This is a genomic window from Sodalis sp. RH20 (assembly GCF_047324205.1).
Lineage (GTDB): Bacteria > Pseudomonadota > Gammaproteobacteria > Enterobacterales > Enterobacteriaceae > Acerihabitans.
The window spans coordinates 344,472-370,932 of sequence record NZ_CP178733.1; the positions used below are offsets into that span (position 1 = coordinate 344,472).

A 26,461-nucleotide genomic window follows, 5' to 3' on the forward strand; every position below is an offset into this window, starting at 1 on the left:
CGTCTTCCTCAGCGCCGGCTGGGAGCGCTATGATTACCGAACCTGCCGAACTGCCCGGCTTAGCCGCCGCGTCTTCCCTTACCCTGCTGCGCCAGCGCAAGCCATTAGTCCATTGTATGACCAATGACGTGGTACAGGCGTTTACCGCCAATGCGCTCCTGGCCGTCGGCGCCGCCCCGGCCATGGTGATCGAACCCTGTGAGGCGGTTCAGTTCGCCGCCATGGCCGATGCGCTGCTGGTGAATATCGGCACGCTGACCGCGCCGCGGGCCGAGGCGATGATGGCCGCCATTACGTCGGCCAATCAGGCCGGCACGCCATGGGTGCTGGATCCGGTGGCCGTGGGCGCATTAACCTTCCGTACTGAATTCGCCCGGGGCGTATTGCCGTTAAAACCCGCCGCCATTCGCGCCAATGCCTCGGAAATCCTGGCGCTGGCCGGGCAGCCGGCCCTGGGCCGCGGCGTGGACAGCGCCGACGACTCCCGCCTCGCCCTGCCTTTTGCCCGCCGGCTGGCCGCGGACTATGGCACCCTGGTCGCGGTTACCGGCCGGGTGGACTTTATCACCGACGGCGATCGGGTCTGGTCCGTGACCGACGGCGACGCCATGATGACGCGCGTCACCGGTACTGGCTGCGCCTTATCGGCCGTGGCGGCGGCGTTTTGCGCCCTGCCGGGCGATCGGTTGCAGCATCTGGCCGCCGCCTGCAGGATCATGGCGCTGGCCGGGCGGTTAACCGCCCGGGACGCGGCGGGTCCGGGCAGCTTTGCCGTCGGCTTCCTCGACCGGCTGTACGGCCTGCAGGAGGAGGATATACCATGAAGCGCTGCCATAACCTGCTCAGTATCGCCGGCACCGATCCCAGCGGCGGCGCCGGTATCCAGGCTGATTTAAAAACCTTCTCGGCGCTTGGCGCCTATGGCGCCACGGTCATCACCGCGCTGGTGGCGCAAAATACCCGCGGCGTGCAGTCCATCTATCCTATCAGCGCTGAATTCGTCGCCGCCCAGCTGGATTCCGTGCTCGGGGACCTGCGTATCGACAGCGCCAAAATCGGCATGCTCGGGCAGGCGGACATCGTGCGGACGGTGGCGGCAAAACTGCGGCAATATCCCATACCCTATGTGGTGCTCGATACCGTGATGGTGGCGAAAAGCGGCGATTTCCTGCTGTCGCCGGATGCCGTGAGCGCCGTGCGGGATGTCTTATTGCCGCTGGCGTCCATCATCACCCCTAATTTGCCGGAAGCGGCGGCGCTGCTGGGCTGCCGCGCCGCCGCCAGCGAGGAGGAAATGCGCCGGCAGGGCCGGGAACTCCTGGCCTACGGCTGCCAGGCGGTGGTGATGAAGGGCGGCCACCTGCATGGCGACTCCAGTCCCGACTGGCTTATCACCGCCACGGACGAACGGCGTTTCGACGCCGTCAGGGTGAACACCCGGCATACCCATGGCACCGGTTGCACGCTCTCCGCCGCGCTGGCGGCCCTGCGTCCGCTGCATGACGACTGGGCGCAAACGCTCGCGGCGGCCAAAGCCTGGCTGCAGCAGGCGCTGCTACATGCGGATGATCTACAGGTCGGGCAGGGGATCGGGCCGGTCCATCATTTCCACCAGTGGTGGTGACATTCCGGTGAGAATGCCCTGGGCAAAGTTAAGCAGCGAGCGGGCGTCGTGCAGATGCCGGGCGTCGAAGGCGTTGAGCAAATAACTGTTCTCGCCGCGGTGCGGGCGGATGCGCAATGACGGCAGGGGCGTGCCGCCCCGGTATTCCGGTACCGCCGTATAGATATACCCCGGCTGCATCTGGTTGTCTTCATCGCGCCATAATAATTGCAGCGCCGGATAAGGGCCGAGACAGCGGCCGATAAAGACATTCCCGGCCCAGAAACCTTCGTACTCGCCGTCTTTTTGCAGTCGTTTTTCGCTGAACACCGGCGCGTTGATCAAGCCTGATAGCTGGTCGGGCGTTAACGTCTGCAGCAGCTGATGCCACAGCGGATTGCCGTTTTCCAACTGCCAGCAGGCCATGCCGATATAGTCGTTAAGCGCCTGCCAGTCCTGCTCCAGCATGCGCTTGACCGGCTTATCGGTCATATTGCGAAACTGCATCAGCGGGCTGACCATATCGCCCAGCGTATTGTAGGTAATCAGCGTCATGGTGCGCGGATTGCGGCGCAGCGACAGCCAAAGGATTAATTTTGGGATGCGGAACTCAATGGATTGCACGCTGAGCCGGTACTGGTTCTCTTTGGTCAACACAAAACCGTTGGAGGTGCCGCGCTTTTCGCGGTAGTTATGGATAACCACCACGCTGTGGGGCCCCATCCAGCCGGTAATATAATGTTCTTTGTCACTCTGGGTGACTTTCATATCCTCGACCATGTCGCACAGGCTTTTTTCCGTCAGCGTCTCCAGGGGATGGGCTTCCCCGGCGCTGTAGTAAAGCGTTTGCGGCGCGGGCAGGGCGGGTGAAAATGCTTGCATGATAACTTCCTGAAACAGCTACATAGCCTATAGATTACCCTAAGTTGTTATACAAATTCTTGCGCGTGTCGTCCCGGACTGTCGAAAATGTGCGTAAGATCAAATCACTGGCGGCGACATGGCCGGTTCCCCTAGGCCAGCAGCGGACAAAGGGGCGGCAGACGGCATGCCAGCGCCGCCGGCAAGATGGTAATCAGGAATTTTTTTCCCTTCAGCGGCTCACCGTCGAGGTTGAAGGTGACCTCATGCGGCGCCTCGATTTCAAGCCAGGGCAGAGAAGCGGCGATGACATGGGGGTTTTGCTCATCGCTGGTCAGGCTGTTGAGGAGGATCGGCAGCAGCGCCTCCGAGGCGAAAACGCGCAGCTGCAGCAGGCCGTCGTTGATCAGCGCGTCCGGGCAAAGCGCCTGCCCGCCGCCGGCCTGGCGGCCGTTGCCGATACCGATAACCAGCGCCTCGCCCGCCCAGTTAAAGCCCGGGCCGCGGATTGCGCAGCTGTCGGCTTTCAGGGTATCCATGCGCAGCAGACCATGGATAAAATAGGATGCGCCGCCCAGGGCGGATTTCAGCTTGGCCGGCGTCTCGGCGGTGATGCGGGTGCCGAAGCCGCCGGTGGCCATATTGATGAAATAACGATCGTGATTAACCTGGGCGATGTCGATATCCACCGCCTTGCCGTTAATGGCCAGCATCAGCGCTTTATCCAGCTCCTGGGGAATGGCGCAGCTGAGGGCAAAATCGTTGGCGGTGCCCAGCGGCAGGATACCCAGGCAAGGGCGGCGCGCCGCCGGCAGCAGCGCCAGGGCGCTGGCGATTTCGTTAATGGTGCCGTCGCCGCCGCCGGCGATGACCGTGTCCACCCGCAGGCGAACGGCTTCCTCGACGTAGCGCTGCGCGTCTCCATGCTCCCAGGTAACGCGCACGTGCAGCGGAAAACCGGCTTCGCGTTGCTGCTCCACCGCCAGTCTGAGCTCTTCGTTACCCGCGCTTTTGCCGTTCACGATAAGCAGTGAGGCGGGAGTGGTTGCCATGGCTGATTGCATCAATGCCTTTCCTTGAAGTAGGGGTTTTCATACAGAAATGATAATGCGTCATGAAGGGGCTTTTCGCCAAATAAAAAGCCAGCTCAAGGGAGGATGAGCTGGCGAAAGAGGTGGTTCCTGGTGAGGCTGGGTCATTGTTTTGCATTTTGATTCAGCAAGCGCATTATACGCTTTGCCCCCGGTACGTATTGTGACCCAATTCTAATTTCCGGATGACCAATGCTGAATTTCGTTGAACGATCAGCCCGCGGTGCTGTCCGCCGCCGCGACGCTGCCGTGCGGATTACGCGTGGTGGTGCCCGGCAGGTTTCGCAACAATATGGCGAAGCGCACGTCGATAGCCTCCGGGATCGGCAGGTAGACCCTATGGCCGTTGCCCGGCGCCACGTCGGCGTCGGCGCCTTTGCCGGTGACGATGCGTTCCAGGGTAAAGCTGATATTGCCTTGTGGGGTCATCAGTTCCACGCTGTCGCCGCGGGAGAATTTGTTTTTCACGTCCACTTCGGCCAGCCCGTCGCGCCGGGCGCCGGTAAATTCGCCGACGAACTGCTGGCGGTCTGAAACAGAATAACCGTAATCGTAATTCTGCTGATCCTCATGGACATGGCGGCGCAGGAAGCCTTCGGTATAACCCCGGTGCGCCAGGCCCTCAAGCGTTTTGAGCAGGGAGGCGTCAAACGGCTTGCCGGCCACGGCGTCGTCAATCGCCCGGCGATAGACCTGGGCGGTGCGCGCGCAATAATAAAAAGATTTGGTGCGGCCTTCTATTTTCAGGGAATGCACGCCCATCGCCGTCAGGCGTTCCACGTGCGCGACGGCGCGCAGATCCTTTGAATTCATGATATAGGTGCCGTGTTCATCCTCGAACGCGCTCATATATTCGCCGGGGCGCTGGGCCTCTTCCAGCATGAACACCTTGCCGGTCGGCGCGCCAATGCCGAGCGTCGGCTCAACCTGGGTAACGGCGATCGGCTCATGCTGATGAACGATATTGCCTACCTCGTCTTCCTTGCCCTCCTGCACGTTATATTCCCAGCGACAGGCATTGGTGCAGGCGCCCTGGTTGGGGTCGCGCTTATTGAGGTATCCCGACAGCAGGCAGCGGCCGGAATAGGCCATGCACAGGGCGCCGTGGACAAACACTTCCAGCTCGATTTCCGGTACCTGCGCCCGGATTTCCGCAATCTCCTCCAGCGACAGTTCCCGGGAAAGGATCACCCGGGTCAGTCCGGCCTGCTGCCAGAATTTTACCGTTGCCCAGTTTACCGCGTTGGCCTGGACCGACAGATGGATGGGCATGGCCGGAAACGCCTGGCGCACCAGCATAATCAGGCCGGGATCGGACATGATCAGCGCGTCGGGACCCATCTCGACCACCGGCGTGAGATCGCGGATAAAGGTTTTCAGCTTGGCGTTGTGCGGGGCGATATTCACCACCACATAGAATTTCTTACCCAGGCTATGGGCTTCCTGAATGCCCGCGGACAGGTTTTCGTGATTGAATTCGTTATTGCGTACCCGCAGGCTATAGCGCGGCTGGCCGGCATAGACCGCGTCGGCGCCGTAGGCAAAAGCGTAACGCATATTTTTTAACGAACCGGCGGGTGAGAGTAATTCCGGAGTAAACATGATAAATCTCGTCTGATGTCAAGTCAGGCTGCCCCTGCGGGGGCAGTGCAGCACGGGATTTTAGCCCCTGGCGGGGAAAAGATCAGCAAAAACCGATAACAGGCAGGGTTAATTCATCGCAACGGGGACACCGGATGCGCCCCCGGCGGAACGGATCAGGCCGTCAAATCCATGATCTCTTTCGTGGCGGCGCATTCCATCGCGGCTTTGATGCCTCGTCGGGCGGCGGTTTCGGAATTGTAAGGACCGCTTTGGCCGAGGATTTGATAATTGCCGCCCCGCAGAATAAAATACGCATGCCGGTCCCGGCTGCTTTTCAGCTCGTAGTTATTCTCGTCGGGGGCATTGTAACGGGCGAAACGAATGGCATTTTCCGCTGACGCCTTGCTGCAAAAGGTGGCGCTGGATAAAATGATTTCGTCGTTATTACCCTTTAATTTAAATATGAAATGCCCGTTCTTCACTTTTTCCAGCTCATAATGTACGGTTGCCATGTCGGCTCCTCCTCAACGTTGCACGGCGCCTTCGCGCTAAATGAAGTATAGGAGACGATCGCGGCTGTCACCGTGGCTGAATCGGTTAAATTAAATCTCCGGGCTCGGCTTCCCAGCGATAGCCCATGCCGTAGACGGCGCGGATAAACACCACATCGTCGGCCAGTGCTTCCAGCTTGCGGCGTAAATTCTTGATATGGCTGTCTATGGTGCGGTCGGTCACCACGCGGTAATCGTCATACAGCTGGTTGAGCAGGGCTTCGCGCGAAAAGACCTGGCCGGGCGCGCCGGCCAGTATTTTCAGCAGGCGGAATTCCGCCGGGGTTAAATCCAGCGCCAGATCGCGGTAGCTGGCCTTGAACCTGTTCTCGTCGATTTTTAACGGACTGGGCTGCGGCGCGCAGGCCTGCGGACGATAGCAGCGGCGCATGATGGCCTTGACCCGGGCCACCACTTCCCGCGGGCTGTAAGGTTTGCAGATATAATCATCCGCGCCGATTTCAAGGCCCAGCAGGCGGTCGATCTCATCGGTCTTGGCGGTCATCATGATAATCGGCACATCGGAAAAGCGCCGGATATCGCGGCACACCGACAAGCCGTCGCGGCCCGGCAGCATCAAATCCAGCAGCACCAGCGCGGCCGGCGTCTTCAGCAGATAGTCGGCCACTTCGTCGCCCCGCGTCAGCCAATGGGTGCGGTAATCCGCCGCCTGGAGGTAATCCACCAGTAATTGCCCAAGCTTGGGCTCATCCTCGACGATAAGGATGGTTAGCGGCGCGCTGTCGAGTTCGCTCATAGAGTCCTGGGTGCCCGTTGATCGAGGGGTAATTGTACCGTGATTTGCAGGCCGCCAGAAGCCGAATGCGCGGCCGATATGCGTCCCCCGTGCGCCTCGACGATATTCTGGCAAATAGGCAGCCCGAGCCCCGAGCCGCCGCTGGCGCGATTGCGTGAGCCCTCGGTACGGTAGAACCGTTCAAAAATCTGCGTAAGCTGGTCATCCTCGACCCCGGGCGTGCTGTCCCGCCAGCGCAGCGTCAGGCTGTCTTCCCGTATCCATCCCTCGACGGCCACGCTGCCCGGCGCGTCGGTATAACGCAAACTGTTTTCCAGCAGGTTGAGGAACAGCTGCGTCAGGCGATCCGCATCGCCGAATATCCATGCCTTATCGGGCAGCGCCAGGGTCAGGTCCAGCCCTTTGAGCACAAAACGTTCCCGAAACGAGGCCGCGGCGATAGCCAGGATATGGATGGCGTCCACCCGGTCCTTGCGATAGGCCAGCGCGCCTGAGTCGGAGAGGGAAAGCTGATGTAAATCATCCACGAGCTTGGTCAGGATGGCGACCTCCGCCTGCAGGGACGCGAGGGATTCGCCGGTGGGCTGGCGCACCCCGTCCTGCAGCGCTTCCAGCTCGCCGCGCAGTATCGACAGCGGCGTGCGCAGCTCGTGGGAAATATCGGCCATAAACGCGCGGCGCATGGCGTCGTTTTTTTCCAGCGACATGGCCAACTGGTTAAAGTCATTGGCCAGCCGCCCCAGCTCATCCTGGGTGCCGGTCTCCACCCGGGTTGAAAAGTTGCCGGCGGCCAACTGATGGGTCCCGCTCACCAGCCGTTTGACCGGCGCCAGCAGGCCGCGCGCGGTCAGCCAGGTAACCGCCGCCGCCAGCAGTCCCGCCAGCGCGACAATCAGCCAGCTGGTGCGCCGCTGCTGGGCGTCGAAACTGATATCCGCATCGCGTGTCAGGCGCTCGACCGGCGTCGACATCACCCAGCCGACCAGGGTGCCGTTCACGTTGATCGCACGGCGCGGGCCTTCATCCGGCAGGGGGCCGCCCGGCCCGACCAGCTTTTGCCGCTGCGCGTCCACCACCCAGATCTGGGTGCGCAGGCCGTGGGGCGGCAGGTTCTTGCCCTCGTCCAGGTTTTGTTCAAAAGAACGCAGCAGTTGGTAGACAAAACGGTCGTTATTGCGCAGGAAACGCCAGTCGCCGTGCAACTGGTACTGTTCGGCCAGCGCGGTGCTTAACAGCTCGATGCGCTGGTTATTGCTGCGTTTAATATAATCGATAAAACCGCGCTCAAAGCTGACGCGCACGCCCCAGTGCATGGTAATCACCACCAACATGCAGGTGGCGAAAATGGCGAGGAACAGCTTTGCGGTAATGCCGAATTTCATTTTACGCCTCATTGGCCCTTCGGGTCGCTTTGGGACAATAGCCCATTGGGCGAGGTGTCCGGCGGTACGCGCATAAATACCAGCGCCGGCAGGGCAATCACCACCGCCATGCATAAATAGGTGGCGATAAACACGCCGTGGATATCCCCTGTCGCCAGCGGCGCCTGGCCGCCGGCAAACAAGCCCAGCAGGATGCCCACCGTGGTCACGCCCAGGCTCATGGACAGCTGCATCACCATCGACAACAGGCTGTTGCCGCCGCTGGCCAGCGGATCGGGCAGATCCTTGAGCGTCAGGGTGTTCATCGAGGTGAAACGCATGGCGTTAACCACGCCCTGGAAAAACAGTACCACCGGGATGGCGTAAGTCCAGCCCGCCAGCGCCACCAGCGGAAACACCAGGCTCACCGCCGCCAGCCCGAGCGTGGCGCCGGTCAGGACGTTCCGATAACCGGCGCGGTTGACCAACTGCACGATAATGCGTTTGGTGCCCATGCTGCCTATCACCATCGGGATCATCATCAGCCCGGCGTGAAAAGGGGTGTAGCCCATGCCGAGCTGTAAAAACAGCGGCGTCATAAACGGCAGCATGCCGCTGCCGATGCGGCCCAGCAGGCTGCCGAGCAGGCCGATGGCGAAGGTGGGCGTTTCAAACAGCCGCAGGTTGAACAACGCGTTTTCATTGCGCCTGGCGTGCAGCCAGTAGCCAAACAGCGCCAGCAGGCCGGTCAGCATCAGGCCGACGATATACGCCGGGGGGATATTCAGCCCTTTATGGCCTTCCAGCCCCAGGGTCATGGTGGCCATGCCCACCGCCAGCAGGAAAAATCCGCCGATATCAAAGCCGCGGGTTTCCATTTTGTAGTTCGGCATCAGCAGCCAGGTGATCAGGGCGCCGACAATCCCCACCGGCAGGTTAATCAGGAAGATCCAGTGCCAGCTGGCGTATTGCACCAGGAAGCCGCCCAGGGCGGGACCGATCAGCGGCCCGATCTGCCCCGGCATGGTGACAAACGCCATCGCCGCCATATACTGCGAACGCGGCACGATTTTCATCACCGTCAGGCGGCCCACCGGCACCATCATCGCGCCGCCGATGCCCTGCACCACCCGTGACAGCACCAGTTCCTGCAGCGACCCGGCCCGCGCGCACAGCAGGGAACCCAGGGTAAACAGCACGATGGCGCTGAAAAAAACCTTTTTCACCCCGAACCGGTCCGCCAGCCAGCCGCTGGCCGGCAGCATCACCGCCACCGTCAGCACATAGGAGACGATAACCGAATGCATATGCAGCGGGTTTTCCTTCAGGCTATGGGCCATCGAGGGCAAGGCGGTATTGACGATGGTGGTGTCCAGCGTTTGCATAAAAAAGCCAAAGGCCACCGTCCACAGCTGCCAGTGCACAGAAGCGGAGGGCCGGGGGTCGGCGGGGGCGGTGTTATGATGAAAGGGATGCCATTGCATATCGCGGTTACTCTTGCTCGGGGATAACGATGCCGGCGCGGGACGGACGCCCTTTCAGACGCAATTTATCAAAAAACAGATAAATCACCGGCGTGGTGTACAGGGTCATCAGCTGGCTGACCACCAGCCCGCCGACGATGGTAATGCCCAGGGGCTGGCGCAGCTCGGCGCCGTCGCCGCTGCCGATCACCAGCGGCAGCGCGCCGAACAGCGCGGCCAGGGTGGTCATGAGAATGGGCCTAAAGCGCAGCTGGCAGGCCTGAAAAATGGCATCCGCCGCGCTGATGCCGCTTTGCCGCTGGGCGGTCAGGGCGAAGTCCACCATCATAATGGCGTTCTTTTTGACGATGCCTATCAGCAGCAGGATGCCTATCATGGCAATCAGGCTGAACGGGGCGCTGAACGCCTCCAGGGCCAGCAGCGCGCCGATGCCCGCCGAGGGCAGGGTGGACAGGATGGTCAGCGGATGAACATAGCTTTCATAGAGGATCCCCAGCACGATATACACCGTGGCGATGGCGGCGATGATAAGCCACAGTTGGGATTGCTGGGTCTGCTGGAAGACCTTGGCCGTGCCGGCGAAGGTGCCGCGCACGCTGGCGGGCACGCCCAATTCCGTCATGGCGCGTTCGATGGCGCCGGAGGCGGTGGACAGCGCCACGCCTTCCGGCAGGTTAAAGGAGATGGTCGAGGCAGCGGACAGTCCCTGGTGGTTAACCGACAGCGGGGCGTTGGCCGGTTGCCATTGGGCAAATGCCGACAGCGGGATCGGCTGGCCGGCGCTGTTGATCAAAAACATGTGGTCCAGCGCGCTGGGGTCCTGGGTATAGGCCGGCGCCACTTCCATCACTACTTTATATTGATTCAGGGGCTGGTAGATGGTGGATATCTGGCGCTGGCCGAACGCATTGTTAAGCAGATTATTGACGTCCGAGACCGCCAGACCCAGGCTGGACAGCACGTCGCGATTATAGATCAATCCCAGCTCCGCCCCTTTATCCTGCTGGTCGGAGTTCACATCGGCCAGTTCGGGCAGCGCCGCCAGCGCCAGGCGCACCTTGGGTTCCCAGGCGCGCAGATCCGCCAGATCGTCCGCCAGCAGCGTGTACTGGTAGGCGGCGTTGGACTCCCGCCCGCCGACACGGATATCCTGCACCGCCGACAAATACAGATCGGCGCCCGGCTCCCGGGCAAGCTTGGCGCGCAGGCGGGCGATAATTTCCTGCGAGTTTTCCCGGCGTTCGGATAACGGCTTCAGGGAGATGTACATCGAGCCGGCATTGGTGCGCGAGCCGCCGGTATACCCGGTGACATTGTCCACCGCCGGATCGGCCGCCACGATTTTCATAAAGTCCTGCAGCTTGCCGCGCATCGCCTGGAAGGAAATACTCTGATCGGCCTGGATAAACCCTTGTATCCGCCCGGTATCCTGCTCCGGCATCAGGGTTTTGGGTATGGCGATATACAGCCATACATTCAGCGCCAGGGTGGCCAAAAACAGCACCAGCACCCAGCCGGCATGATTAAGCACCCAGCGCAGCGAACGGGCGTAGCCGCCCTGCAGCCGCAGCAGCAGGGCGGTAAACCGATCGGTTTTTTTAGCGGCGCGCGCGGTATCCCTGCCCAGCAGGCGGGCGCAAAGCATGGGCGTGAGCGTCAGCGACACCACCAGGGAAATCATGATAGCCACCGACAGCGTCACGGCGAACTCGCGGAACAGCCGGCCCGGCAGGCCGCTCATCAGCAGCAGCGGAATAAATACCGCCACCAGGGACAGGCTCATCGACAGTACGGTAAAACCCACTTCACGCACCCCCAGCAGGGACGCCGCCAGGGGATTCATACCGGATTCCACGTGACGGGCGATATTCTCCACCACCACGATGGCGTCATCCACCACGAAACCGGTGGCGATGGTCAGCGCCATCAGCGAGATATTATTCAGGCTGAACCCGCACAGGTACATAGCGGCGAAGGTGCCGATCAGCGACACCGGCACGGCCAGCGCCGGAATCAGCGTCGCGCGCCAGGAGCGCAGGAACAGCAGTACCACCAGGATCACCAGCGCCACCGCAATCACCAGCGACTGTTCCACTTCGTCGAGGGAGGCGCGGATAGTCGGCGAGCGATCCTGCGCCACGTTCATCTCGATGCCGGCCGGTATCGAGGCGCGCAGGGCGGGGATGGCCGCCCGGATGCTTTGCACCGTGGAAATGATATTGGCGTCGGGGGAGCGGAAAATCACGATCAAAATGGCCGGCTTGCTGTTGACCATGCCGGCGTTGCGCACATCCTGTACCGCATCGCGCACGTCGGCCACGTCCTGCAGCCGCACCACGCCGCCGTTTTGGTAGTGCACAATCAGCGGCTGGTATTCCCGCGCAGTAGACAGGGCGTCGTTGGTGCGGATTTGCCAGCGGGACTGGTTGTCCTCCAGCGCCCCCTGCGGACGGCGCACGTTCGCCTGGCTGATGGCCTCGCGCACTTCGTCAAGCGATACGCCCTGGTTGAACAACGCCTGGGGATTGAGCTCGACCCGCACCGCCGGCAGCGAGCCGCCGCCGACCGTGACATTGCCGACGCCGTCCATCTGGGAAATATTCTGCGCCAGCTGGGTGGACGCGATATCGTAAAGCTGGCCCTGGCTGTAGGTGTCCGAGGTCAGGGTCAGGATCACGATCGGCGCGTCGGACGGATTCACCTTGCGGTACTGCGGCCGGTTGGGCATGCCGCTGGGCAGCAGGCTTTGCGCCGCGTTCAGCGCCGCCTGAACGTCGCGCGCGGCGCCGTTGATATCGCGGTCAAAATCAAACTGCAGGATAATGCGCGTGGTGCCCAGGGCGCTGGTGGACGTCATCTCATTGACGCCGGCCACATGGCCCAGCGCCCGCTCAAGCGGCGTGGCCACCGACGAGGCCATGGTCTCGGGGGAGGCGCCGGGCAGGGACGCCGTGACCAGCAGCACCGGAAAATCCACCTGCGGCAGCGGCGCCACCGGCAGCAGGCGAAAGCCTATCACCCCGCACAGGGCAATCGCCAGCGTCAGCAGCAGCGTGGCCACCGGGCGGTAGATAAACAGGGCGAAGAATTTCATGTCGTTTCCGGCTTATCGACAACGGCCCGGCCGCGGCGCGACAGGCGGTCGAACAGCAGATAGATCACCGGGGTGGTGAACAATGTCAGCACCTGGCTCACCACCAGCCCGCCCACCATGCAAATTCCCAGCGGCCGGCGCAGCTCCGCCCCGACCCCGGTGCTGAACATCAGCGGCAGGGCGCCGAACAGCGCGGCAAGGGTGGTCATCAGGATCGGGCGAAAGCGCAGCAGGCACGCCTGGAAAATGGCGTCATAGGGCGTCATGCCTTTTTCCCGTTCGGCGGCCAGGGCAAAGTCGATCATCATGATGGCGTTTTTCTTGACGATGCCGATCAGCAGGATAATGCCGATTATGGCTATCACGTCCAGCTCGTGGCCGGACAGGATCAGCGCCAGCAGCGCGCCCACTCCGGCGGTGGGCAGGGTGGACAGGATGGTGACCGGATGGATAAAGCTTTCATACAGCACGCCCAGCACGATATACACCGCCACGATGGCCGCCACGATAAGCCATACGGTGCTCTCCAGCGCCGATTGGAACGCCAGCGTACTGCCCTGGAACCGGGTGGCCACGGAGTCGGGCACATCCAGATCCTGTTCCGCCCGGGTAATGGCCTGCACCGCTTGGCCCAGCGAATACCCGGGGGCGAGATTGAACGAGACGGTGGCGGCGGGGAATTGCTCGAGATGGTTGATGGACAAGGCGCCCAGGCGCTGCTGTACGCTGCTGATGGCGCTTAGCGGCACCATATTGCCGTCGGCGCCCCTGATGCGGATATCGTCGAGCGCCGCGAGCCCGGAAAGGGTGTCGGTATCCTGCTCCAGCACCACGCGGTATTGGTTGGCCTGGGTATAGATGGTGGAAACCAAGCGCTGGCCAAAGGCGTTATACAGCGCGTTCGCCACATCGGCCATGCTGACGCCCAGGCGGCTGGCGCTGTCCCGGTCCACCTTGATATAGGCTTCAAGGCCGCGATCCTGCAAATCGCTGCTGACATCCCGCAGCTGAGGCAGGCTTTGCAACCGGGTGAGCAGCGGCGGTATCCATTTACCCAAATCGGTCAGGGACAAGGACTGCAGGGTAAACTGATACTGGGTATGGCTGAGCTGGGTATCGATGGTCAGGTCCTGCACCGGCTGCAGGTAAAGCTGGATGCCGGTCAGGCCGGCGGTGGCCCGCTGCAGGCGTTCGATCACCACGCCGATCCTGTCCTGGCGCTTATCCAGCGGCTTGAGGTTGATCTGCAGCCGTCCGCTGTTCAGCGTGGCGTTGGCGCCGTCCACGCCAATCAGCGAGGATACGCTTTGTACCGCCGGATCGCGCATGACGACCGACAGCACCTCCTGCTGGCGCTGGGCCATATTGCTGAACGACACGCTTTGCGCCGCCTGCACCGTGCCCTGGATCACGCTGTTGTCCTGGGTGGGGAAAAATCCTTTCGGGATAACCAGGTACAGGACAATGGTCAGCGCCAGCATGGCAATCGCCACCGACAGCGTCAGCCAGGGATGAAACAGCACTTTGCGCAGCCAGCGGCCGTAGCCGGCCACCAGTTGTTCGAACAGCCTTTCGCTGGCGCGGGTAAAGCGGTTCTGCCGGCGCAGGGATTCGTAGCTCAGCATGCGCGCGCACATCATCGGCGTCAGGGTCAGGGACACCACCGCCGAAATCAGGATGGCTATCGCCAGGGTCACCGCGAATTCCCGGAACAGCCGCCCGACGATATCGCCCATGAACAGCAGCGGGATTAACACCGCGATCAACGACACGGTGAGGGAAATAATGGTAAAGCCTATCTCGCCGGCGCCCTTCAGCGCCGCCGCCAGGGGTTTTTCCCCCTGTTCGATATAACGGGAGATGTTCTCGATCACCACGATGGCGTCGTCCACCACAAAACCGGTGGCGATGGTCAGCGCCATCAGGGTCAGGTTATTGACGGAAAATCCGAGCAGATACATCACCCCGAAGGTGCCCACCAGCGACAGCGGCACGGCCACGGCGGGGATAATGGTGGCGGCGGCATTGCGCAGGAACAGGTAAATCACCATCACCACCAGCGCAATGGACAGCAACAGTTCAAACTGCACATCGCTGACCGAGGCGCGGATATTGTCGGTACGGTCGGCCAGCAGCGAGACGGTGACCGACTTCGGCAGGCTGGCGGTTAACGAAGGCAACAGGGCGCGGATGCTGTCGGCGGTGGTAATGACATTGGCGCCGGGCTGGCGCTGGATATTCATGACAATGGCCGGCTGACGGTTGGCCCAGGCGCCCAGGCGGTTGTTCTCGGCGCCCTGTTCAATGGTCGCCACATCGCGCAGCCGCACCGGCGCGCCGTTTTGCCAGGTGACGATAAGCCGGCGGTAATCCTCGGCGGATTTCATCTGATCGTTGGCCGACAGGGTTACCGAACGCTGCGGGCCATCCAGGCTGCCCTTGGCGGAATTGACGTTGGCGGCGTCGATGGCGGTGCGCACGCTTTCACTGTCCAGGCCATAGGCCGCCAGGGCGGGGGCGTTAAGCTTGACCCGCACCGCCGGGCGCTGGCCGCCGGAAATCGAGACCAGCCCCACGCCGCTGACCTGGGAAATTTTCTGCGCCACCCGCGTTTCCACCATATCTTCCACCTGGATCATCGACATGGATGTCGACGTGACCGCAAGCGTCATAATGGGCGGATCGGCGGGATTGACCTTGCTGTATACCGGCGGATTGGGCAGATCGTCCGGCAGCAGGTTGGTGGCGTTATTGATGGCCGCCTGCACTTCCTGTTCCGCCACGTCAAGCGGCAGCGACAGCTGGAACTGCAGCGTAACCACCGACGCGCCGCCCGAGCTTTGCGACGCCATTTGCTTTAATCCCGACATCTGGCCGAACTGCCGCTCCAGCGGCGCGGTGATGGCGGAGGTGACCACGTCCGGGCTGGCGCCGGGATACAGCGTCACCACCTGGATCGTGGGATAATCCACCTCGGGCAGCGCCGACACCGGCAGCGTCCGGTAGCCGAGGATACCGGCCAGCAGGATGGCGATCATCAGCAGCGTCGTGGCGACCGGCCGCAGGATAAACAGGCGCGAGGGGCCGCCGCTATGGCTGGACGGCAGCAACTCCATCAGGATTTTTCCCCGCGGCGCGCGGGGGCGCGGGGGACTGCGGCGGGCTGCGTGCTGGCGGGGGCGATAACCTCGACCTTGACCCCTTCGGTCAGCCGGTCAAGACCGTCGGTAACCACCCGCTGCCCCGCCTGCAGGCCGGCGGTGATCACCACCTGCTGGCTGTCTTCCATGCCGGTGGTGACCCGGTGCTGGCTCACCTGGTCGTCATCGTTCAGGACCCAGACAAAATGGCCGTCGTTGCTCATCTGTACCGCGGCGGGGGGGATCACCACCGCGTTTTGCAAGGTGTCCACCTTCATGCGGATATTGACGAACTGATTGGGAAACAGGCTGTCGTCGGCATTGGCAAAGCGGCCCTTAAGCCTTACCGTGCCGGTGGTGGCGTCGATTTGATTGTCCAGGCTGAGCAGCGCGCCCTCGGTCAGCTTGGTTTTATTGGTGCGATCCCATACTTCAATCAGGGGCGCGTTGCCGGTTTTCTGCGCGGCGATAACGCTTGGAATATCGCTTTCCGGCAGCGTAAAGAGCACATCGATCGGCCGCGTCTGGGTCAGCACCACGATGCCCGTGGTATCGCCGCTGGTGATAAAATTACCCACATCCACCTGGCGCAGGCCGACCCGGCCGTCCATCGGCGCGGTAATGCGGCTGTAGGCCAGTTGCAGCTCGGCGCTGGCCACCGCCGCCTGGTCCACCAGCAAAGTGCCCTCGGCCTCGCGCACCAATGATTGCTGGGTGTCGAGCTGCTGACGGGAGACCAGGCTGGTTTTGACCAACTGCTGGTAGCGCGCCATATCCTGCCGGGCGTTGGCGAGCGTCGCCTGGTCCTTCGCCAGCTGCCCCTTGGCCTGCAGCAGCGCCACCTCAAACGGCCGCGGATCGATTTGCGCCAATAACGTCCCCGCCTTGACCCATTGGCCCTCGGCGAAATGCAGCGCCATCAGCTGGCCGTCCACCCGGCTCCTCACGGTGACGGTGCCGGCGGCGGTCACCGTGCCCAGGCCCGTGAGAAACCGCGGCACCGATCGGGACTGCGCGGTGGCCGCCTGCACCGGCGACAGCGTTTGCGCGTGGCGCCCGGCGCGGCCGCCACGCCGCCCGGTCTCGGGGCGGGCCGCGCCCGGCCGGGCGGCGGCGGTGGGTTCGGCGGCGGGCTGTTCCCGGACATGCCGCCATATGAAAAACGCGCCGATAAGGAGGATCAGCAGTGTCGTTATCAGGAGCAATAAGCGTCCATTGCGTTTACCCTTCATGTATCGCTATACCTGTAATCATGCGGACAAGGCATCAGAATCGCACGTTCCCGCATAAAATAAGAATGATATACCCAGTTTAGCCAAAAAAACGCGGGTAAAAATGGAGGAAGTGTGGAGGTATTGTCAGGGTTTGTCGTTCTGGTATGAATATTGCCCCGAAAAGTGCTTTCCGGGGCCTGCGGACGCATCAGTTGGGGGCGGACACGTCGATATCGCCGAAATATTTTTTCGCCAGGGTGCCGATGGTTCCCTGGGCCTTCACCTTGGCGATGGCGTCGTCCAGCTGTTTTTTCAGGGCGTCGTCGCCTTTGCGAATGCCGAAGGCGATGCCGCTGCCGAGGATGGCGTCATCGCTGACCGCGGGTCCGCTAAACGCAAAGCCCTTGCCCTGGGGCTGGGACAGGAAACCGGACTGCCCGGCCGGCGCCAGCACCAGCGTGCCATCGAGGCGGCCCGAGGTCAAATCCATATAGATCTGGTTTTGATCCTGGTAGGCCACCACGTTCACGCCCTGGCCGGCCCAGTGGGCGTTGGCGTAGGATTCCTGGATGGAGCCTTGCAGCACGCCGATGCTTTTACCTTTCAGCGCGTCCGGGGTCGGCTGCAGCCCCGCGTCGGCGCGGGCGATAAGTTTGGTGGGTACCCGATAGATCACCTGGGTGAAATCGATGGCCTGGCGGCGCTTCTCGGTGACATTCATCGCCGAGTTGATGGCGTCGAATTTGCGCCCCTGCAGCGCCGGGATTAAACCATCGAATGAGGTATCCAGCCATTCGCATTTGACGCCGGCGGCCTGGCACACGGCGTTGCCCAAATCGATATCGAACCCCTGCAATTCACCGCTCGGCGATTTGGATTCAAACGGCGGGTAAAGCGCTTCCAGGCCAAAACGGATTTTGCCCTCGGCCGCCATGGCCGGCAGCGCGGCCATGCCGCAGGCCAATATCAACAGTGTCGCTATTTTTTTCATTGTCGTGTCCCGTCATAGGTAGTGTGTGAACGTCAAAAAAATACGGCCATCCCGGCCACTTACGCCTGGCGCCATGCGCAAAGCCGGCGCGCGCCTTCGCGCAGCGTGGCTTCATCTTTGGCGAAACTGAGCCTGATCATGCCGGTTTCGGTGCCGTCGCTGTAAAACGCCGACAGGGGTATCGACGAGACTTTGGCATCGCGGATTAATTTTATAACCATATCGTTATCGCTGTCCGCCGAGAAATGGCTGAACTGCGCCAACAGGAAAAAACCGCCCGCGCTGGGCAGCAGTTTAAACGGCGAATCCCGCAGGGCGCGGGTCAGTATATCGCGCTTTTGCTGGTAAAAAGCCGCCAGGCCGAGATAACTTTCCGGCTTGCCCAACGCTTCGGCAAACGCATACTGCATCGGCGTATCGGCGGCAAAAACCATAAACTGATGCACCTTGCGGATTTCCAGCATCAATTCGGCCGGCGCCAGGCAATACCCCACGCGCCAGCCGGTGACGCTGTAGGTTTTACCGAAGGACGAAACCACCACGCTTCGCTCGGCCAGGGCGGGATACGCCGCCATGCTGCGGTGAGGCGCGCCGTCGAACACCATATGCTCATACACTTCGTCGGAGAGGATCAGGATATCGGTGCCGGCGGTCAGGGCGGTCAGCCGCTGGATATCTTCTTCGCTGAACACCATGCCGGTAGGGTTATGCGGGCTGTTGACGATAATCATGCGCGTGCGCGGCGTCACGGCCGCGGCCACCGCGTCCCAATCGATAGCGTGCTGTTCCAGCGGGATTTTCACCGGCACCGGCACCGCCCCCTGCAAGCGGGCGATGGGGGAATAGCTGTCAAACGCCGGTTCAAAATAGATCACCTCGTCGCCCGGATGCACCAGGGCGCTGATGGCGCTGTAAAGCCCCTGGCTGGCGCTGGCGAGTATGGTGATTTCGCTTTCAGGATCATACCGGCAGCCGTACAGGCGCTCGACTTTATCCGCCAGCGCCTCGCGCAGGGCCATCAGTCCCGGCATTGCCGCATACTGGTTATGTCCGGCACGCATGGCTTTCGCCACGCCGTCTATCAACAGCGGATCGCAGTCAAAGCTTGGCGCCCCCGAGGACAGATTCAGGGCCTGGTGCTCGGCGCTCAGCTGTCCGATGGTGGTGAAGATCGTGGTGCCGACATCGGGCAACTTAGACCTGGGGGGAATAACGCTCTGCATGGGAACAACCTCCTGGTAGGGTTAAAACCGCAAAAGCCGTGACACGTAAGGCTGGATGAATCATGATTAAGCAACATATCCGGCCGCGCGACAACCGATCCTTTATCATGCATGCCATGCGCCGGGAACATGCCTGGAGCGCGGCGATAATCTCATCAGCGCGGCGCAGCCGCCTTCGCCGGCCCTATTACCACTGGAGCCATGCCCGTGGATGTTTCATCAATCCTGCTGTTATCCGGAGCCGAATCATGAATCCGCTGCCCTCGCTGGACGTGCTGAAAACCTTTATCGTAGTCGCTGAGCGGCTAAATTTCACCCATGCCGCGCGACATATGCATCTCACCCAGGGCGCCGTCAGCCGCCAGATAGCCGGCCTGGAACGGCACCTGGGCTGCGCGCTGTTTATTCGCCAGGCGCGGGGACTGGAACTGACCGAGCAGGGCGCCGCCCTGCTGGCGCCGCTGCAGCAGGCGCTGGGGCAAATCGACGCCACGCTCGCCCTTGCCGCCAGGCGCACGGGCACGCTGCGGGTAAAATGCCCCACTTGCGCCATGCGCTGGCTGCTGCCGCGCATTATGCAACTGCAAAACCAGCATCCGGAAATCGATATCGCCCTGACCACCTCATTCTCGCACGGCGTTAATTTCGCCAGCGAACATTTTGACGCGGCGGTGATCTTCGGCCGGCCGGAGAATAAACGCATCCAGGCCACCCCGCTGTTTGATGAAATACTCACTCCGGTGTGCATCCCGGCACTGTGGACCGCGCCTGACGCCGACGTCGCCCGGCTGGTGGATAAAACCCTGCTTCATCCCACCCGCGATCGCCGCGATTGGCTATTATGGTTAAAGACGGCGGGCTGCGACGTAGCGCCGCTGACCAAGGCGCAGCATTTTGACACGCTGGATCTGGCCATGACCGCGGCCCTGCAGGGATATGGCATCGCCATGGGCGATCTCTGCCTGCTGGAGTTCGATCTTGAGGCCCGGCGCCTGACGGCGCCGTTTCCGCTGTGCATACAAAGCGGCGCCTCTTATTATCTGATTCATCCTGAGCAAAAGGTCCTGTCGCCTTCGCTTACGCTGTTCAAGCACTGGCTGGAGCGGGAGGCGCGGGAGAGCCGGCAAAGGCTGGCGCGTAACCTGGGGAATGCTAAGGTAGTCAGCATGGCAAAATAGTAACGCTCAACAGCAATAAGGGGGTATCACCATGGAAACAAGAACACTGGGCCGTTCCGGGATTACCGTGCCGCCGCTGGCATTCGGCGGCAATGTATTTGGCTGGACCATCGATCGGCAGATGTCTTTTCGCCTGCTTGACGCCCTGGCGGAGCGCGGGCTGAATTTCATCGATACGGCCGACGTCTACTCGGCCTGGGTTGACGGCAACCAGGGCGGCGAATCCGAAACCATTATCGGCGAGTGGCTGAAAAAAAGCGGCAGGCGGGACGGGATGATTATCGCCACCAAGGTGGGCAAGCCCATGGGCGGCGATAAAAAGGGGCTGTCGGCGGGGTATATCAAACGCGCGGTGGAAGAGTCGCTTAAGCGCCTGCAAACCGATTATATCGATCTGTATCAATCCCACGACGACGACAAGTCCGTACCGCTGGAGGAGACCCTGGCCGCGTTCGACGCCTTGATTAAAGCAGGCAAGGTGCGGGCCATCGGGGCGTCGAATTATGAAGGTCCACGCCTGGCGCAGGCGCTGCGCATCAGCGAACAGAATGGCCTGGCGCGTTATGAAACGCTGCAGCCCAAGTTTAATCTCTACGATCGCCAGGAATACGAGCAAAACCTGGCGCCGGTGGTGACCGCGCATGGCGTTGGCGTAATCAACTTTTACGCGCTGGCAAGCGGCTTCCTGACCGGTAAATACCGCGCCGCCGAAGATGCCGCCAAAAGCCCGCGCGGGCAAAGCGTGGTCGAGGGATACTTAAACCCGCGCGGCCTGCGCATCCTGAAGGCGCTGGATGCCGTCAGCGAGCAGCACCAGGTCACGCCGACCCAGGTGGCGCTGGCCTGGAATCTCAAGCAGCCCGGCATCACGGCGCCTATTGCCAGCGCAACGTCGGTGGAACAGCTTGACGAACTGGCGCAAGCGCTTGAACTGCGGCTCAGCGCCGAGGATGTCCGCGTGCTGGATGAAGCCAGCGCCTGGAAATAAACCTCGCGGCCGCGGCGCGCAGCCATGCCGGGAGGAGCCACGCGCCGGGTAGGGCATCATACCGGGCGGGCGGCTTCACTTTCCCGCCCGCGGGCGTTAAAAGGATTTGACCAGCACACCCTTGGCGGGCTGCGCGGTTCCTGTTCTGATCAGGGAATCAAAGGATTTTTCCGCTTTCATCACCTGTTGAAAAAATTCTTCCGGCGTCAGGCCGGTGGCCTTGCCGCTCATATAGGCCAATGCCAATTCTTTTGCCTGAAAACGTGAAAAATTATACATTTTTTGCCTCGGATAACGTTAATTTTATGCACAAAAAGTGGGCCGGATAAGGGTATTAATCCTTTATCTATCGGCCAGCACCGAATGGTCATCATTCCTTTGTCGCCGATGAAAGCATATTACGTTAATGCCTTATCTTTGATAGCTGCTTTCATAGATGGATTCGATAGCTGAAAGTTAACGTTTTGCAATAATACGCCGTGTCGAGGCAGGATGCAGTTTAAGCCGGTGGGGTGGACGGATGGGCCTGGCAGTTAATTCTCCGCCGCAGTTGGGGCAGGTATTATTAAGTTCATTGGCGGCACAGTCGGCGCAGAAGGTGCATTCATAAGAACAGATGCGCGCCTGATGGCTTGCGGGGGGTAAATCGCAATCACAGCGTTCGCAGTTCGGGCGTAATTCAAGCATCTTTTCCCCACGTAATAAAGTTTGACGGCAACTTGTGATTTTTAACAAAATATATTGATATAGTACAGGCCAAAAGCGGCCGGGATGAGGTCCATTTCGGGACAGATATCCCAGGGTCGGGTTAATGTCCTTACACGGCGGGGTAGAATGAATATACGTCATATGGCGGAAGCTGATTTTCCCGGCATCTGCCGCTGGTTTAACACCGAAAAAGAGCTGGCGCAATGGGGCGGTCCCCTGCCGCGTTTTCCCCTGGATCCGCCGCAATTAGCTGAAATGCTCGGCGAATCGGCCGGCACGCCTCCCCGGAGATGGCTGTTTTGCGCCGGGGAGCCCGGCGCGGCCACCGCTACCGCCCAGGTGACTTTTGACTGGCGCAACGGCGTCGCCCTGCTGGGGCGGGTGGCCGTGAACCCCGCCAACCGGGGGCAGGGCATCGCCATCCCCTTCCTGAGCGCCATTGTGCAGCGGGTGTTTGCCGAGCCGCTGATTGAGCGTCTGGAACTGAATGTCTACACCTTTAACCAGGCGGCAATCCACACCTATGAAAAACTGGGTTTTATCCGCGAAGGCGTGCGCCGCAGCTCGGCCAAAGTGGGCCGGGAGCGCTGGGATACCGCCCTGTACGCCATGTTGCGCGGTTCTGGCGCCTTGGCTTAACGCCATTTTAGCCCCCTAATCCCCGGTGCCTTAACGCGCCCAACGGTTAATTTTATCTCGCCCTATAGCTGAACCCGGGTCGGCGGGTAACCCTGTTTTTCCCGCCGGGGAAGGCGGTGTTGGCGTTATAGCGCGTTCACCCTTGCGCACCGGCATGGCGCATTTTTATCGCTGTTACCGCTTGGGGTGCAGGCATGGCACTAATATGGTGCGCCATGAGGGCGTGAGCACAGGTGATCCCCGGTTGAGAATTGGCTTAAATATTGCTACGGAAAGGCTTTGGACTTGTTATCTCATGGCCTGTCACTACAAGGCCATGGTATGCCGTGCAGTAGGGTGCTATGACAAACGACACTGTTCTACCCGTGCCGCCGCCCGCGGGCTGGCTGGGTAAGCTCGCGCTGGGATTCGAGCGGCGCCACGGCCGGACGTTGCTGACGACCCGGCGGCATAGCGGACCCTACCGGGTGCAGCGGGCGTTTTATCCCCAGGCCGATCACCCCCACGTCTATTTGCTGCATCCGCCGGGCGGCGTGGTCGGCGGTGACCGGCTTGAATTATCGGTCGCCATGGCGGCGCAGAGTCATGCGCTGCTGACCATGCCGGGCGCCACCAAATTTTACCGCAGCGCGGGCCAGCTGGCCCGGGTGTCGCAGCGATTTTCGCTCGGCGAGGACAGCATACTTGAATGGCTGCCGCAGGATAATATTTTGTTCCCGGCCGCCAGGGTGGCTATCGATACCGAGTTCCGGCTGGCCCCCGGCGCGCGCCTGCTGGGCTTTGAAACCCTATGCCTTGGCCGGCCGGCGGCCGGCGAAGCCTTTACCTCCGGTAGCCTGGATGCGTCCCTGCGCATTATCCTGCCGGGATCGCCGGGCCTGTTCGAGCGGTTGCGCATCAGCGCGGGCCGGCTGGAAAAACTGGGCGGCCATCCGCTAAGCGCGACCTTTTATGCCACCCCCGTCACCGAGAAGATGCTGGCCGAGGTGCGTCTGCTGCTCGACGCCGCCCATGCGCCGGCGGCCGGCGCCAGCCTGCTGGATTCATTGCTGGTCGTACGGGTGCTGGATAATGATAACCAGCGGCTGCAGCATCTGCTGCACCGGATCTGGGCCTGTTTACGGCCCGGGATGCTGGGGCTGGAAGCGTCGCCCCCGCGTATCTGGGCAACCTGAGGAGTTGAAGAATGGAATTGTCGCCAAGAGAAAAAGACAAGCTGTTGCTGTTTACCGCCGCCCTTCTGGCGGAACGGCGACAGGCCCGTGGGCTGAAGCTGAATTATCCGGAGGCGGTGGCGCTGATAAGCGCCGCGATCCTGGAGGGCGCGCGCGACGGGCTGACGGTGGCCGAACTGATGAGCCTGGGCCGCGAGGTATTAACCCGCGATGACGTGATGGAAGGGGTGCCGGAAATGATCCCCGACGTGCAGGTGGAAGCGACCTTCCCCGACGGCACCAAACTGGTGACGGTCCACGATCCGATAATCTGACAAGCAGCGAGGCGTTATGATACCTGGTGAAATGTGTATCGCCGAGGGCGATATCGAGCTTAACACCGACCGCGATCGCGTGACGGTTACCGTCGCCAACCATGGCGACCGGCCGGTACAGGTGGGATCGCATTACCATTTTTTCGAAGTTAATCCGGCGCTGAAGTTCGATCGCGCGGCGGCGCGCGGGTTCAGGCTGGATATCGCCGCCGGCACGGCGGTGCGCTTCGAGCCGGGACAATCCCGGGACGTTACCCTGGTGGCCTATGCGGGCAAACGCGAAGTCTACGGCTTTCGCGGGGAAATCATGGGTAAGCTGGAGTCATCGTCATGAGCAGAATTTCCCGCCGCGCCTATGCGGAAATGTTTGGCCCCACGGTGGGCGACCGGCTGCGGCTGGCGGATACCGAGCTGTGGATCGAAGTGGAAAAGGACTTTACCCTGTATGGCGAAGAGGTAAAGTTCGGCGGCGGCAAAGTGATCCGCGACGGCATGGGGCAGGGGCAGATGACGTCGGCGTTTTGTGTCGATCTGGTGCTGACCAACGCCCTGATTATCGATCACTGGGGTATCGTTAAAGCGGATATCGGCGTCAAGGACGGACGGATCGTCGGCATCGGCAAGGCAGGCAACCCGGACATCCAGCCCGGGGTGACCATCCCCATCGGTCCCGGCACTGAAGTGGTGGCGGCAGAGGGCAAAATCGTCACCGCCGGCGGTATCGACGCGCATATTCATTTTATCTGCCCGCAGCAGGTGGAAGAAGCCATCTGCGCCGGCGTAACGACCATGATCGGCGGCGGCACCGGGCCCGCGGCGGGCACCAACGCCACCACCTGCACCCCCGGTCCCTGGTATCTGGCGCGCATGCTGCAGGCGGCGGAAACCCTGCCGGTCAATATCGGTTTTACCGGTAAGGGCAACGCGTCGCAGCCGGCAGCGCTGGCCGAACAGGTGGAAGCCGGGGCCATCGGCCTGAAGCTGCATGAGGACTGGGGAACCACGCCGGCGGCCATCGATTGCTGCCTGGGCGTGGCGGATAATTATGATGTGCAGGTGGCTATCCATACCGACACCCTGAACGAAGCGGGATTTGTCGAGGATACGCTGGCCGCCATCGGCGATCGCACCATCCATACCTATCATACCGAGGGCGCGGGGGGCGGCCATGCGCCGGATATCATCAAGGTGTGCGGCCACGCGAATATCCTGCCCTCATCCACCAACCCCACCATGCCTTATACGGTGAACACCATCGACGAGCATCTGGATATGCTGATGGTTTGCCACCATCTTGACGCCGGCATCGCCGAGGACGTGGCGTTCGCCGAATCGCGCATCCGGCGTGAAACCATCGCCGCCGAGGATATCCTGCACGATTTGGGCGCGTTTTCCATGCTGTCGTCCGACTCGCAGGCGATGGGCCGGGTGGGCGAGGTGATCCTGCGCACCTGGCAGGCGGCGCATAAAATGAAGGTGCAGCGCGGCCCGCTGGCGCCGGACGGTGAGCGCAACGACAATTTCCGGGTCAAGCGCTATATCGCCAAATACACCATCAACCCGGCCATCACCCACGGCATATCCCATGAGGTTGGCTCCATCGAGCGCGGCAAGCTGGCGGATCTGGTACTGTGGTCGCCGGCGTTTTTCGGCGTCAAGCCGGCGCTTATCATTAAGGGCGGCATGATCGCCATGGCGCCGATGGGCGATGCCAACGCGTCGATTCCCACGCCGCAGCCGGTCCACTACCGCCCGATGTTCGGCGCGCTCGGCGGCGCGCGCCATGCCACGCGCATGACGTTTTTGTCCCAGGCGGCATACGGCAACGGCCTGGCCGGCCGGCTGGGCCTGCAAAGCCTGCTGGGCGAGGTCAGGCACTGCCGCCACGTCAGGAAGGCCGATATGATCCATAATCACTGGCAGCCTACCATCGAGGTGGACGCGCAGACCTATCAGGTCCGGGCCGACGGCGAACTCCTGACCTGCGAGCCCGCCGATATTTTACCGATGGCGCAGCGCTATTTTCTTTTTTAACCGAGTCGGGAATCAGGATGATTGTTTTAACGAAACACCTTGATAAGGCTTTAGAGGCTACCGCCACCGTGACGCTGGATCTGGATACACGCATCAAGAGCCGGGCCCAGGTGCGGCTGGACGACGGCCGCGAGGCCGGCCTGCTGTTGCCGCGCGGGCAGGTGATCCGCGGCGGGGACGTGCTTGCCACCGAAGACGGCGACGAAGTCGTGCGGGTGATTGCCGCGCCTGAAACCGTCTCCACGGTGTATGCGCGCGATACGCTGCTGCTGGCGCGGGTCTGCTATCACCTGGGCAACCGCCATGTGCCGTTGCAGATCGAGCGCGATTGGGTGCGCTATCAGCACGATCATGTGCTGGACGCCATGGTGATGGGATTGGGCGCGGCGGTCAGGACCGAGCAGGCGGCGTTCGAACCCGAGGCCGGGGCGTACCAGAGCGCGCCCCATGGCCATCATCATCCGCACTGAT

General features: G+C 61.7%; 24 protein-coding genes. 10 read left to right on the top strand and 14 right to left on the bottom strand.

Features of this window, described 5'->3' with window-relative positions; all coding sequences use genetic code 11:
* Positions 1–29: 29 nt before the first annotated feature.
* Together thiM and thiD are read left to right on the top strand one after the other, a co-directional pair.
* On the top strand, positions 30–824 hold the full coding sequence (gene thiM / locus ACL2XM_RS01655) for a hydroxyethylthiazole kinase (RefSeq protein WP_413721150.1): 795 nt from the start codon (positions 30–32) through the stop codon (positions 822–824).
* The gene (thiD, locus tag ACL2XM_RS01660) at positions 821–1,624 is read left to right on the top strand and encodes a bifunctional hydroxymethylpyrimidine kinase/phosphomethylpyrimidine kinase (protein ID WP_410014052.1); all 804 of its coding nucleotides are present in this window, start codon (positions 821–823) and stop codon (positions 1,622–1,624) included. The genes thiM and thiD overlap by 4 nt, the downstream gene beginning before the upstream one ends.
* Here the strand turns inward: thiD and ACL2XM_RS01665 are convergent.
* The 12 genes from ACL2XM_RS01665 to ACL2XM_RS01720 form a co-directional block, all read right to left on the bottom strand.
* On the bottom strand, positions 1,571–2,485 hold the full coding sequence (locus ACL2XM_RS01665; protein ID WP_413732185.1) for a hypothetical protein: 915 nt from the start codon (positions 2,483–2,485) through the stop codon (positions 1,571–1,573). The two genes, thiD and ACL2XM_RS01665, sit on opposite strands and share 54 nt — an antisense overlap.
* A gap of 131 nt (positions 2,486–2,616) precedes the next feature.
* Positions 2,617–3,516, bottom strand: coding sequence for a lipid kinase YegS (gene yegS, locus ACL2XM_RS01670; RefSeq protein ID WP_410016752.1), 900 nt, complete (start codon positions 3,514–3,516; stop codon positions 2,617–2,619).
* Positions 3,517–3,768: 252 nt separating this feature from the next.
* Positions 3,769–5,157 carry a tRNA 5-hydroxyuridine modification protein YegQ gene (gene yegQ, locus ACL2XM_RS01675; protein WP_413732186.1) on the bottom strand — a complete coding sequence of 463 codons (1,389 nt, stop codon included), beginning with the start codon at positions 5,155–5,157 and terminating at the stop codon, positions 3,769–3,771.
* Between the two features lie 155 nt (positions 5,158–5,312).
* Entirely contained in the window at positions 5,313–5,651 is a 339-nt protein-coding gene (locus ACL2XM_RS01680) for a YegP family protein (RefSeq protein ID WP_410014055.1), read from the bottom strand.
* Positions 5,652–5,736: 85 nt separating this feature from the next.
* Positions 5,737–6,447, bottom strand: coding sequence for a two-component system response regulator BaeR (baeR, locus tag ACL2XM_RS01685; protein WP_410014056.1), 711 nt, complete (start codon positions 6,445–6,447; stop codon positions 5,737–5,739).
* On the bottom strand, positions 6,444–7,829 hold the full coding sequence (baeS, locus tag ACL2XM_RS01690; RefSeq protein ID WP_413721147.1) for a two-component system sensor histidine kinase BaeS: 1,386 nt from the start codon (positions 7,827–7,829) through the stop codon (positions 6,444–6,446). The genes baeR and baeS overlap by 4 nt, the downstream gene beginning before the upstream one ends.
* A gap of 8 nt (positions 7,830–7,837) precedes the next feature.
* The gene (gene mdtD, locus ACL2XM_RS01695) at positions 7,838–9,292 is read right to left on the bottom strand and encodes a multidrug transporter subunit MdtD (protein ID WP_413721146.1); all 1,455 of its coding nucleotides are present in this window, start codon (positions 9,290–9,292) and stop codon (positions 7,838–7,840) included.
* Positions 9,293–9,299: 7 nt separating this feature from the next.
* Positions 9,300–12,386: a multidrug efflux RND transporter permease subunit MdtC gene (mdtC, locus tag ACL2XM_RS01700; RefSeq protein WP_413721145.1), complete on the bottom strand. Its 3,087-nt coding sequence runs from the start codon at positions 12,384–12,386 to the stop codon at positions 9,300–9,302.
* Positions 12,383–15,502, bottom strand: coding sequence for an MdtB/MuxB family multidrug efflux RND transporter permease subunit (locus tag ACL2XM_RS01705; RefSeq protein WP_410014060.1), 3,120 nt, complete (start codon positions 15,500–15,502; stop codon positions 12,383–12,385). Before ACL2XM_RS01705 ends, mdtC begins: the two co-directional genes overlap by 4 nt.
* A complete protein-coding gene (locus tag ACL2XM_RS01710) occupies positions 15,502–16,758 on the bottom strand; it encodes an MdtA/MuxA family multidrug efflux RND transporter periplasmic adaptor subunit (protein ID WP_413732188.1) in 1,257 nt (418 codons plus the stop codon). Before ACL2XM_RS01710 ends, ACL2XM_RS01705 begins: the two co-directional genes overlap by 1 nt.
* Positions 16,759–16,948: 190 nt before the next feature.
* Entirely contained in the window at positions 16,949–17,731 is a 783-nt protein-coding gene (locus ACL2XM_RS01715) for an ABC transporter substrate-binding protein (protein WP_410014062.1), read from the bottom strand.
* 59 nt (positions 17,732–17,790) lie between these two features.
* Positions 17,791–18,954, bottom strand: coding sequence for a methionine aminotransferase (locus ACL2XM_RS01720; RefSeq protein ID WP_410014063.1), 1,164 nt, complete (start codon positions 18,952–18,954; stop codon positions 17,791–17,793).
* A gap of 248 nt (positions 18,955–19,202) precedes the next feature.
* On the opposite strand from ACL2XM_RS01720, the gene ACL2XM_RS01725 reads away from it, so the two are divergent.
* A complete protein-coding gene (locus ACL2XM_RS01725) occupies positions 19,203–20,132 on the top strand; it encodes a LysR substrate-binding domain-containing protein (RefSeq protein ID WP_413732190.1) in 930 nt (309 codons plus the stop codon).
* 31 nt (positions 20,133–20,163) lie between these two features.
* The gene (locus tag ACL2XM_RS01730) at positions 20,164–21,120 is read left to right on the top strand and encodes an aldo/keto reductase (protein WP_413729671.1); all 957 of its coding nucleotides are present in this window, start codon (positions 20,164–20,166) and stop codon (positions 21,118–21,120) included.
* A 96-nt stretch (positions 21,121–21,216) separates the two neighbouring features.
* On the opposite strand, the gene ACL2XM_RS01735 is transcribed toward ACL2XM_RS01730, so the two are convergent.
* Both ACL2XM_RS01735 and ACL2XM_RS01740 read right to left on the bottom strand, forming a co-directional pair.
* A complete protein-coding gene (locus tag ACL2XM_RS01735; RefSeq protein ID WP_410014066.1) occupies positions 21,217–21,399 on the bottom strand; it encodes a hypothetical protein in 183 nt (60 codons plus the stop codon).
* Positions 21,400–21,576: 177 nt separating this feature from the next.
* On the bottom strand, positions 21,577–21,807 hold the full coding sequence (locus ACL2XM_RS01740) for a DUF1272 domain-containing protein (RefSeq protein WP_410014067.1): 231 nt from the start codon (positions 21,805–21,807) through the stop codon (positions 21,577–21,579).
* A 147-nt stretch (positions 21,808–21,954) separates the two neighbouring features.
* On the opposite strand from ACL2XM_RS01740, the gene ACL2XM_RS01745 reads away from it, so the two are divergent.
* The 6 genes from ACL2XM_RS01745 (at position 21,955) to ureE (ending at position 26,460) form a co-directional block, all read left to right on the top strand.
* Positions 21,955–22,467, top strand: a complete 513-nt coding sequence (locus ACL2XM_RS01745; RefSeq protein ID WP_413723403.1) for a GNAT family N-acetyltransferase — start codon at positions 21,955–21,957, stop codon at positions 22,465–22,467.
* Between the two features lie 341 nt (positions 22,468–22,808).
* Entirely contained in the window at positions 22,809–23,642 is an 834-nt protein-coding gene (locus tag ACL2XM_RS01750; RefSeq protein ID WP_410014069.1) for an urease accessory protein UreD, read from the top strand.
* A gap of 11 nt (positions 23,643–23,653) precedes the next feature.
* A complete protein-coding gene (locus ACL2XM_RS01755) occupies positions 23,654–23,956 on the top strand; it encodes an urease subunit gamma (RefSeq protein WP_323476240.1) in 303 nt (100 codons plus the stop codon).
* Positions 23,957–23,972: 16 nt separating this feature from the next.
* Positions 23,973–24,290: an urease subunit beta gene (locus tag ACL2XM_RS01760; protein ID WP_410014070.1), complete on the top strand. Its 318-nt coding sequence runs from the start codon at positions 23,973–23,975 to the stop codon at positions 24,288–24,290.
* Complete coding sequence (gene ureC / locus ACL2XM_RS01765) at positions 24,287–25,990, top strand: urease subunit alpha (protein ID WP_413729673.1); 1,704 nt, start codon at positions 24,287–24,289, stop codon at positions 25,988–25,990. Before ACL2XM_RS01760 ends, ureC begins: the two co-directional genes overlap by 4 nt.
* Positions 25,991–26,007: 17 nt before the next feature.
* Positions 26,008–26,460: an urease accessory protein UreE gene (ureE, locus tag ACL2XM_RS01770; RefSeq protein WP_410014072.1), complete on the top strand. Its 453-nt coding sequence runs from the start codon at positions 26,008–26,010 to the stop codon at positions 26,458–26,460.
* Position 26,461 lies beyond the last annotated feature (1 nt).

Excerpts from the sequence above, each read along its gene's own strand:
- ACL2XM_RS01760 (WP_410014070.1), top strand. The coding sequence starts at position 23,973 with ATGATACCTGGTGAAATGTGTATCGCCGAGGGCGATATCGAGCTTAAC.
- ACL2XM_RS01745 (WP_413723403.1), top strand. The coding sequence starts at position 21,955 with ATGAATATACGTCATATGGCGGAAGCTGATTTTCCCGGCATCTGCCGC.
- baeS (WP_413721147.1), bottom strand. The coding sequence starts at position 7,829 with ATGAAATTCGGCATTACCGCAAAGCTGTTCCTCGCCATTTTCGCCACC.
- ACL2XM_RS01705 (WP_410014060.1), bottom strand. The coding sequence starts at position 15,502 with ATGGAGTTGCTGCCGTCCAGCCATAGCGGCGGCCCCTCGCGCCTGTTT.
- ACL2XM_RS01750 (WP_410014069.1), top strand. The coding sequence starts at position 22,809 with ATGACAAACGACACTGTTCTACCCGTGCCGCCGCCCGCGGGCTGGCTG.
- ACL2XM_RS01735 (WP_410014066.1), bottom strand. The coding sequence starts at position 21,399 with ATGTATAATTTTTCACGTTTTCAGGCAAAAGAATTGGCATTGGCCTAT.
- yegQ (WP_413732186.1), bottom strand. The coding sequence starts at position 5,157 with ATGTTTACTCCGGAATTACTCTCACCCGCCGGTTCGTTAAAAAATATG.
- ureE (WP_410014072.1), top strand. The coding sequence starts at position 26,008 with ATGATTGTTTTAACGAAACACCTTGATAAGGCTTTAGAGGCTACCGCC.
- ACL2XM_RS01715 (WP_410014062.1), bottom strand. The coding sequence starts at position 17,731 with ATGAAAAAAATAGCGACACTGTTGATATTGGCCTGCGGCATGGCCGCG.
- ACL2XM_RS01720 (WP_410014063.1), bottom strand. The coding sequence starts at position 18,954 with ATGCAGAGCGTTATTCCCCCCAGGTCTAAGTTGCCCGATGTCGGCACC.
- mdtC (WP_413721145.1), bottom strand. The coding sequence starts at position 12,386 with ATGAAATTCTTCGCCCTGTTTATCTACCGCCCGGTGGCCACGCTGCTG.
- thiD (WP_410014052.1), top strand. The coding sequence starts at position 821 with ATGAAGCGCTGCCATAACCTGCTCAGTATCGCCGGCACCGATCCCAGC.
- yegS (WP_410016752.1), bottom strand. The coding sequence starts at position 3,516 with ATGGCAACCACTCCCGCCTCACTGCTTATCGTGAACGGCAAAAGCGCG.
- baeR (WP_410014056.1), bottom strand. The coding sequence starts at position 6,447 with ATGAGCGAACTCGACAGCGCGCCGCTAACCATCCTTATCGTCGAGGAT.
- ACL2XM_RS01665 (WP_413732185.1), bottom strand. The coding sequence starts at position 2,485 with ATGCAAGCATTTTCACCCGCCCTGCCCGCGCCGCAAACGCTTTACTAC.
- ACL2XM_RS01710 (WP_413732188.1), bottom strand. The coding sequence starts at position 16,758 with ATGAAGGGTAAACGCAATGGACGCTTATTGCTCCTGATAACGACACTG.
- ACL2XM_RS01740 (WP_410014067.1), bottom strand. The coding sequence starts at position 21,807 with ATGCTTGAATTACGCCCGAACTGCGAACGCTGTGATTGCGATTTACCC.
- ACL2XM_RS01730 (WP_413729671.1), top strand. The coding sequence starts at position 20,164 with ATGGAAACAAGAACACTGGGCCGTTCCGGGATTACCGTGCCGCCGCTG.
- ACL2XM_RS01680 (WP_410014055.1), bottom strand. The coding sequence starts at position 5,651 with ATGGCAACCGTACATTATGAGCTGGAAAAAGTGAAGAACGGGCATTTC.
- ureC (WP_413729673.1), top strand. The coding sequence starts at position 24,287 with ATGAGCAGAATTTCCCGCCGCGCCTATGCGGAAATGTTTGGCCCCACG.
- thiM (WP_413721150.1), top strand. The coding sequence starts at position 30 with ATGATTACCGAACCTGCCGAACTGCCCGGCTTAGCCGCCGCGTCTTCC.
- ACL2XM_RS01755 (WP_323476240.1), top strand. The coding sequence starts at position 23,654 with ATGGAATTGTCGCCAAGAGAAAAAGACAAGCTGTTGCTGTTTACCGCC.
- ACL2XM_RS01725 (WP_413732190.1), top strand. The coding sequence starts at position 19,203 with ATGAATCCGCTGCCCTCGCTGGACGTGCTGAAAACCTTTATCGTAGTC.
- mdtD (WP_413721146.1), bottom strand. The coding sequence starts at position 9,292 with ATGCAATGGCATCCCTTTCATCATAACACCGCCCCCGCCGACCCCCGG.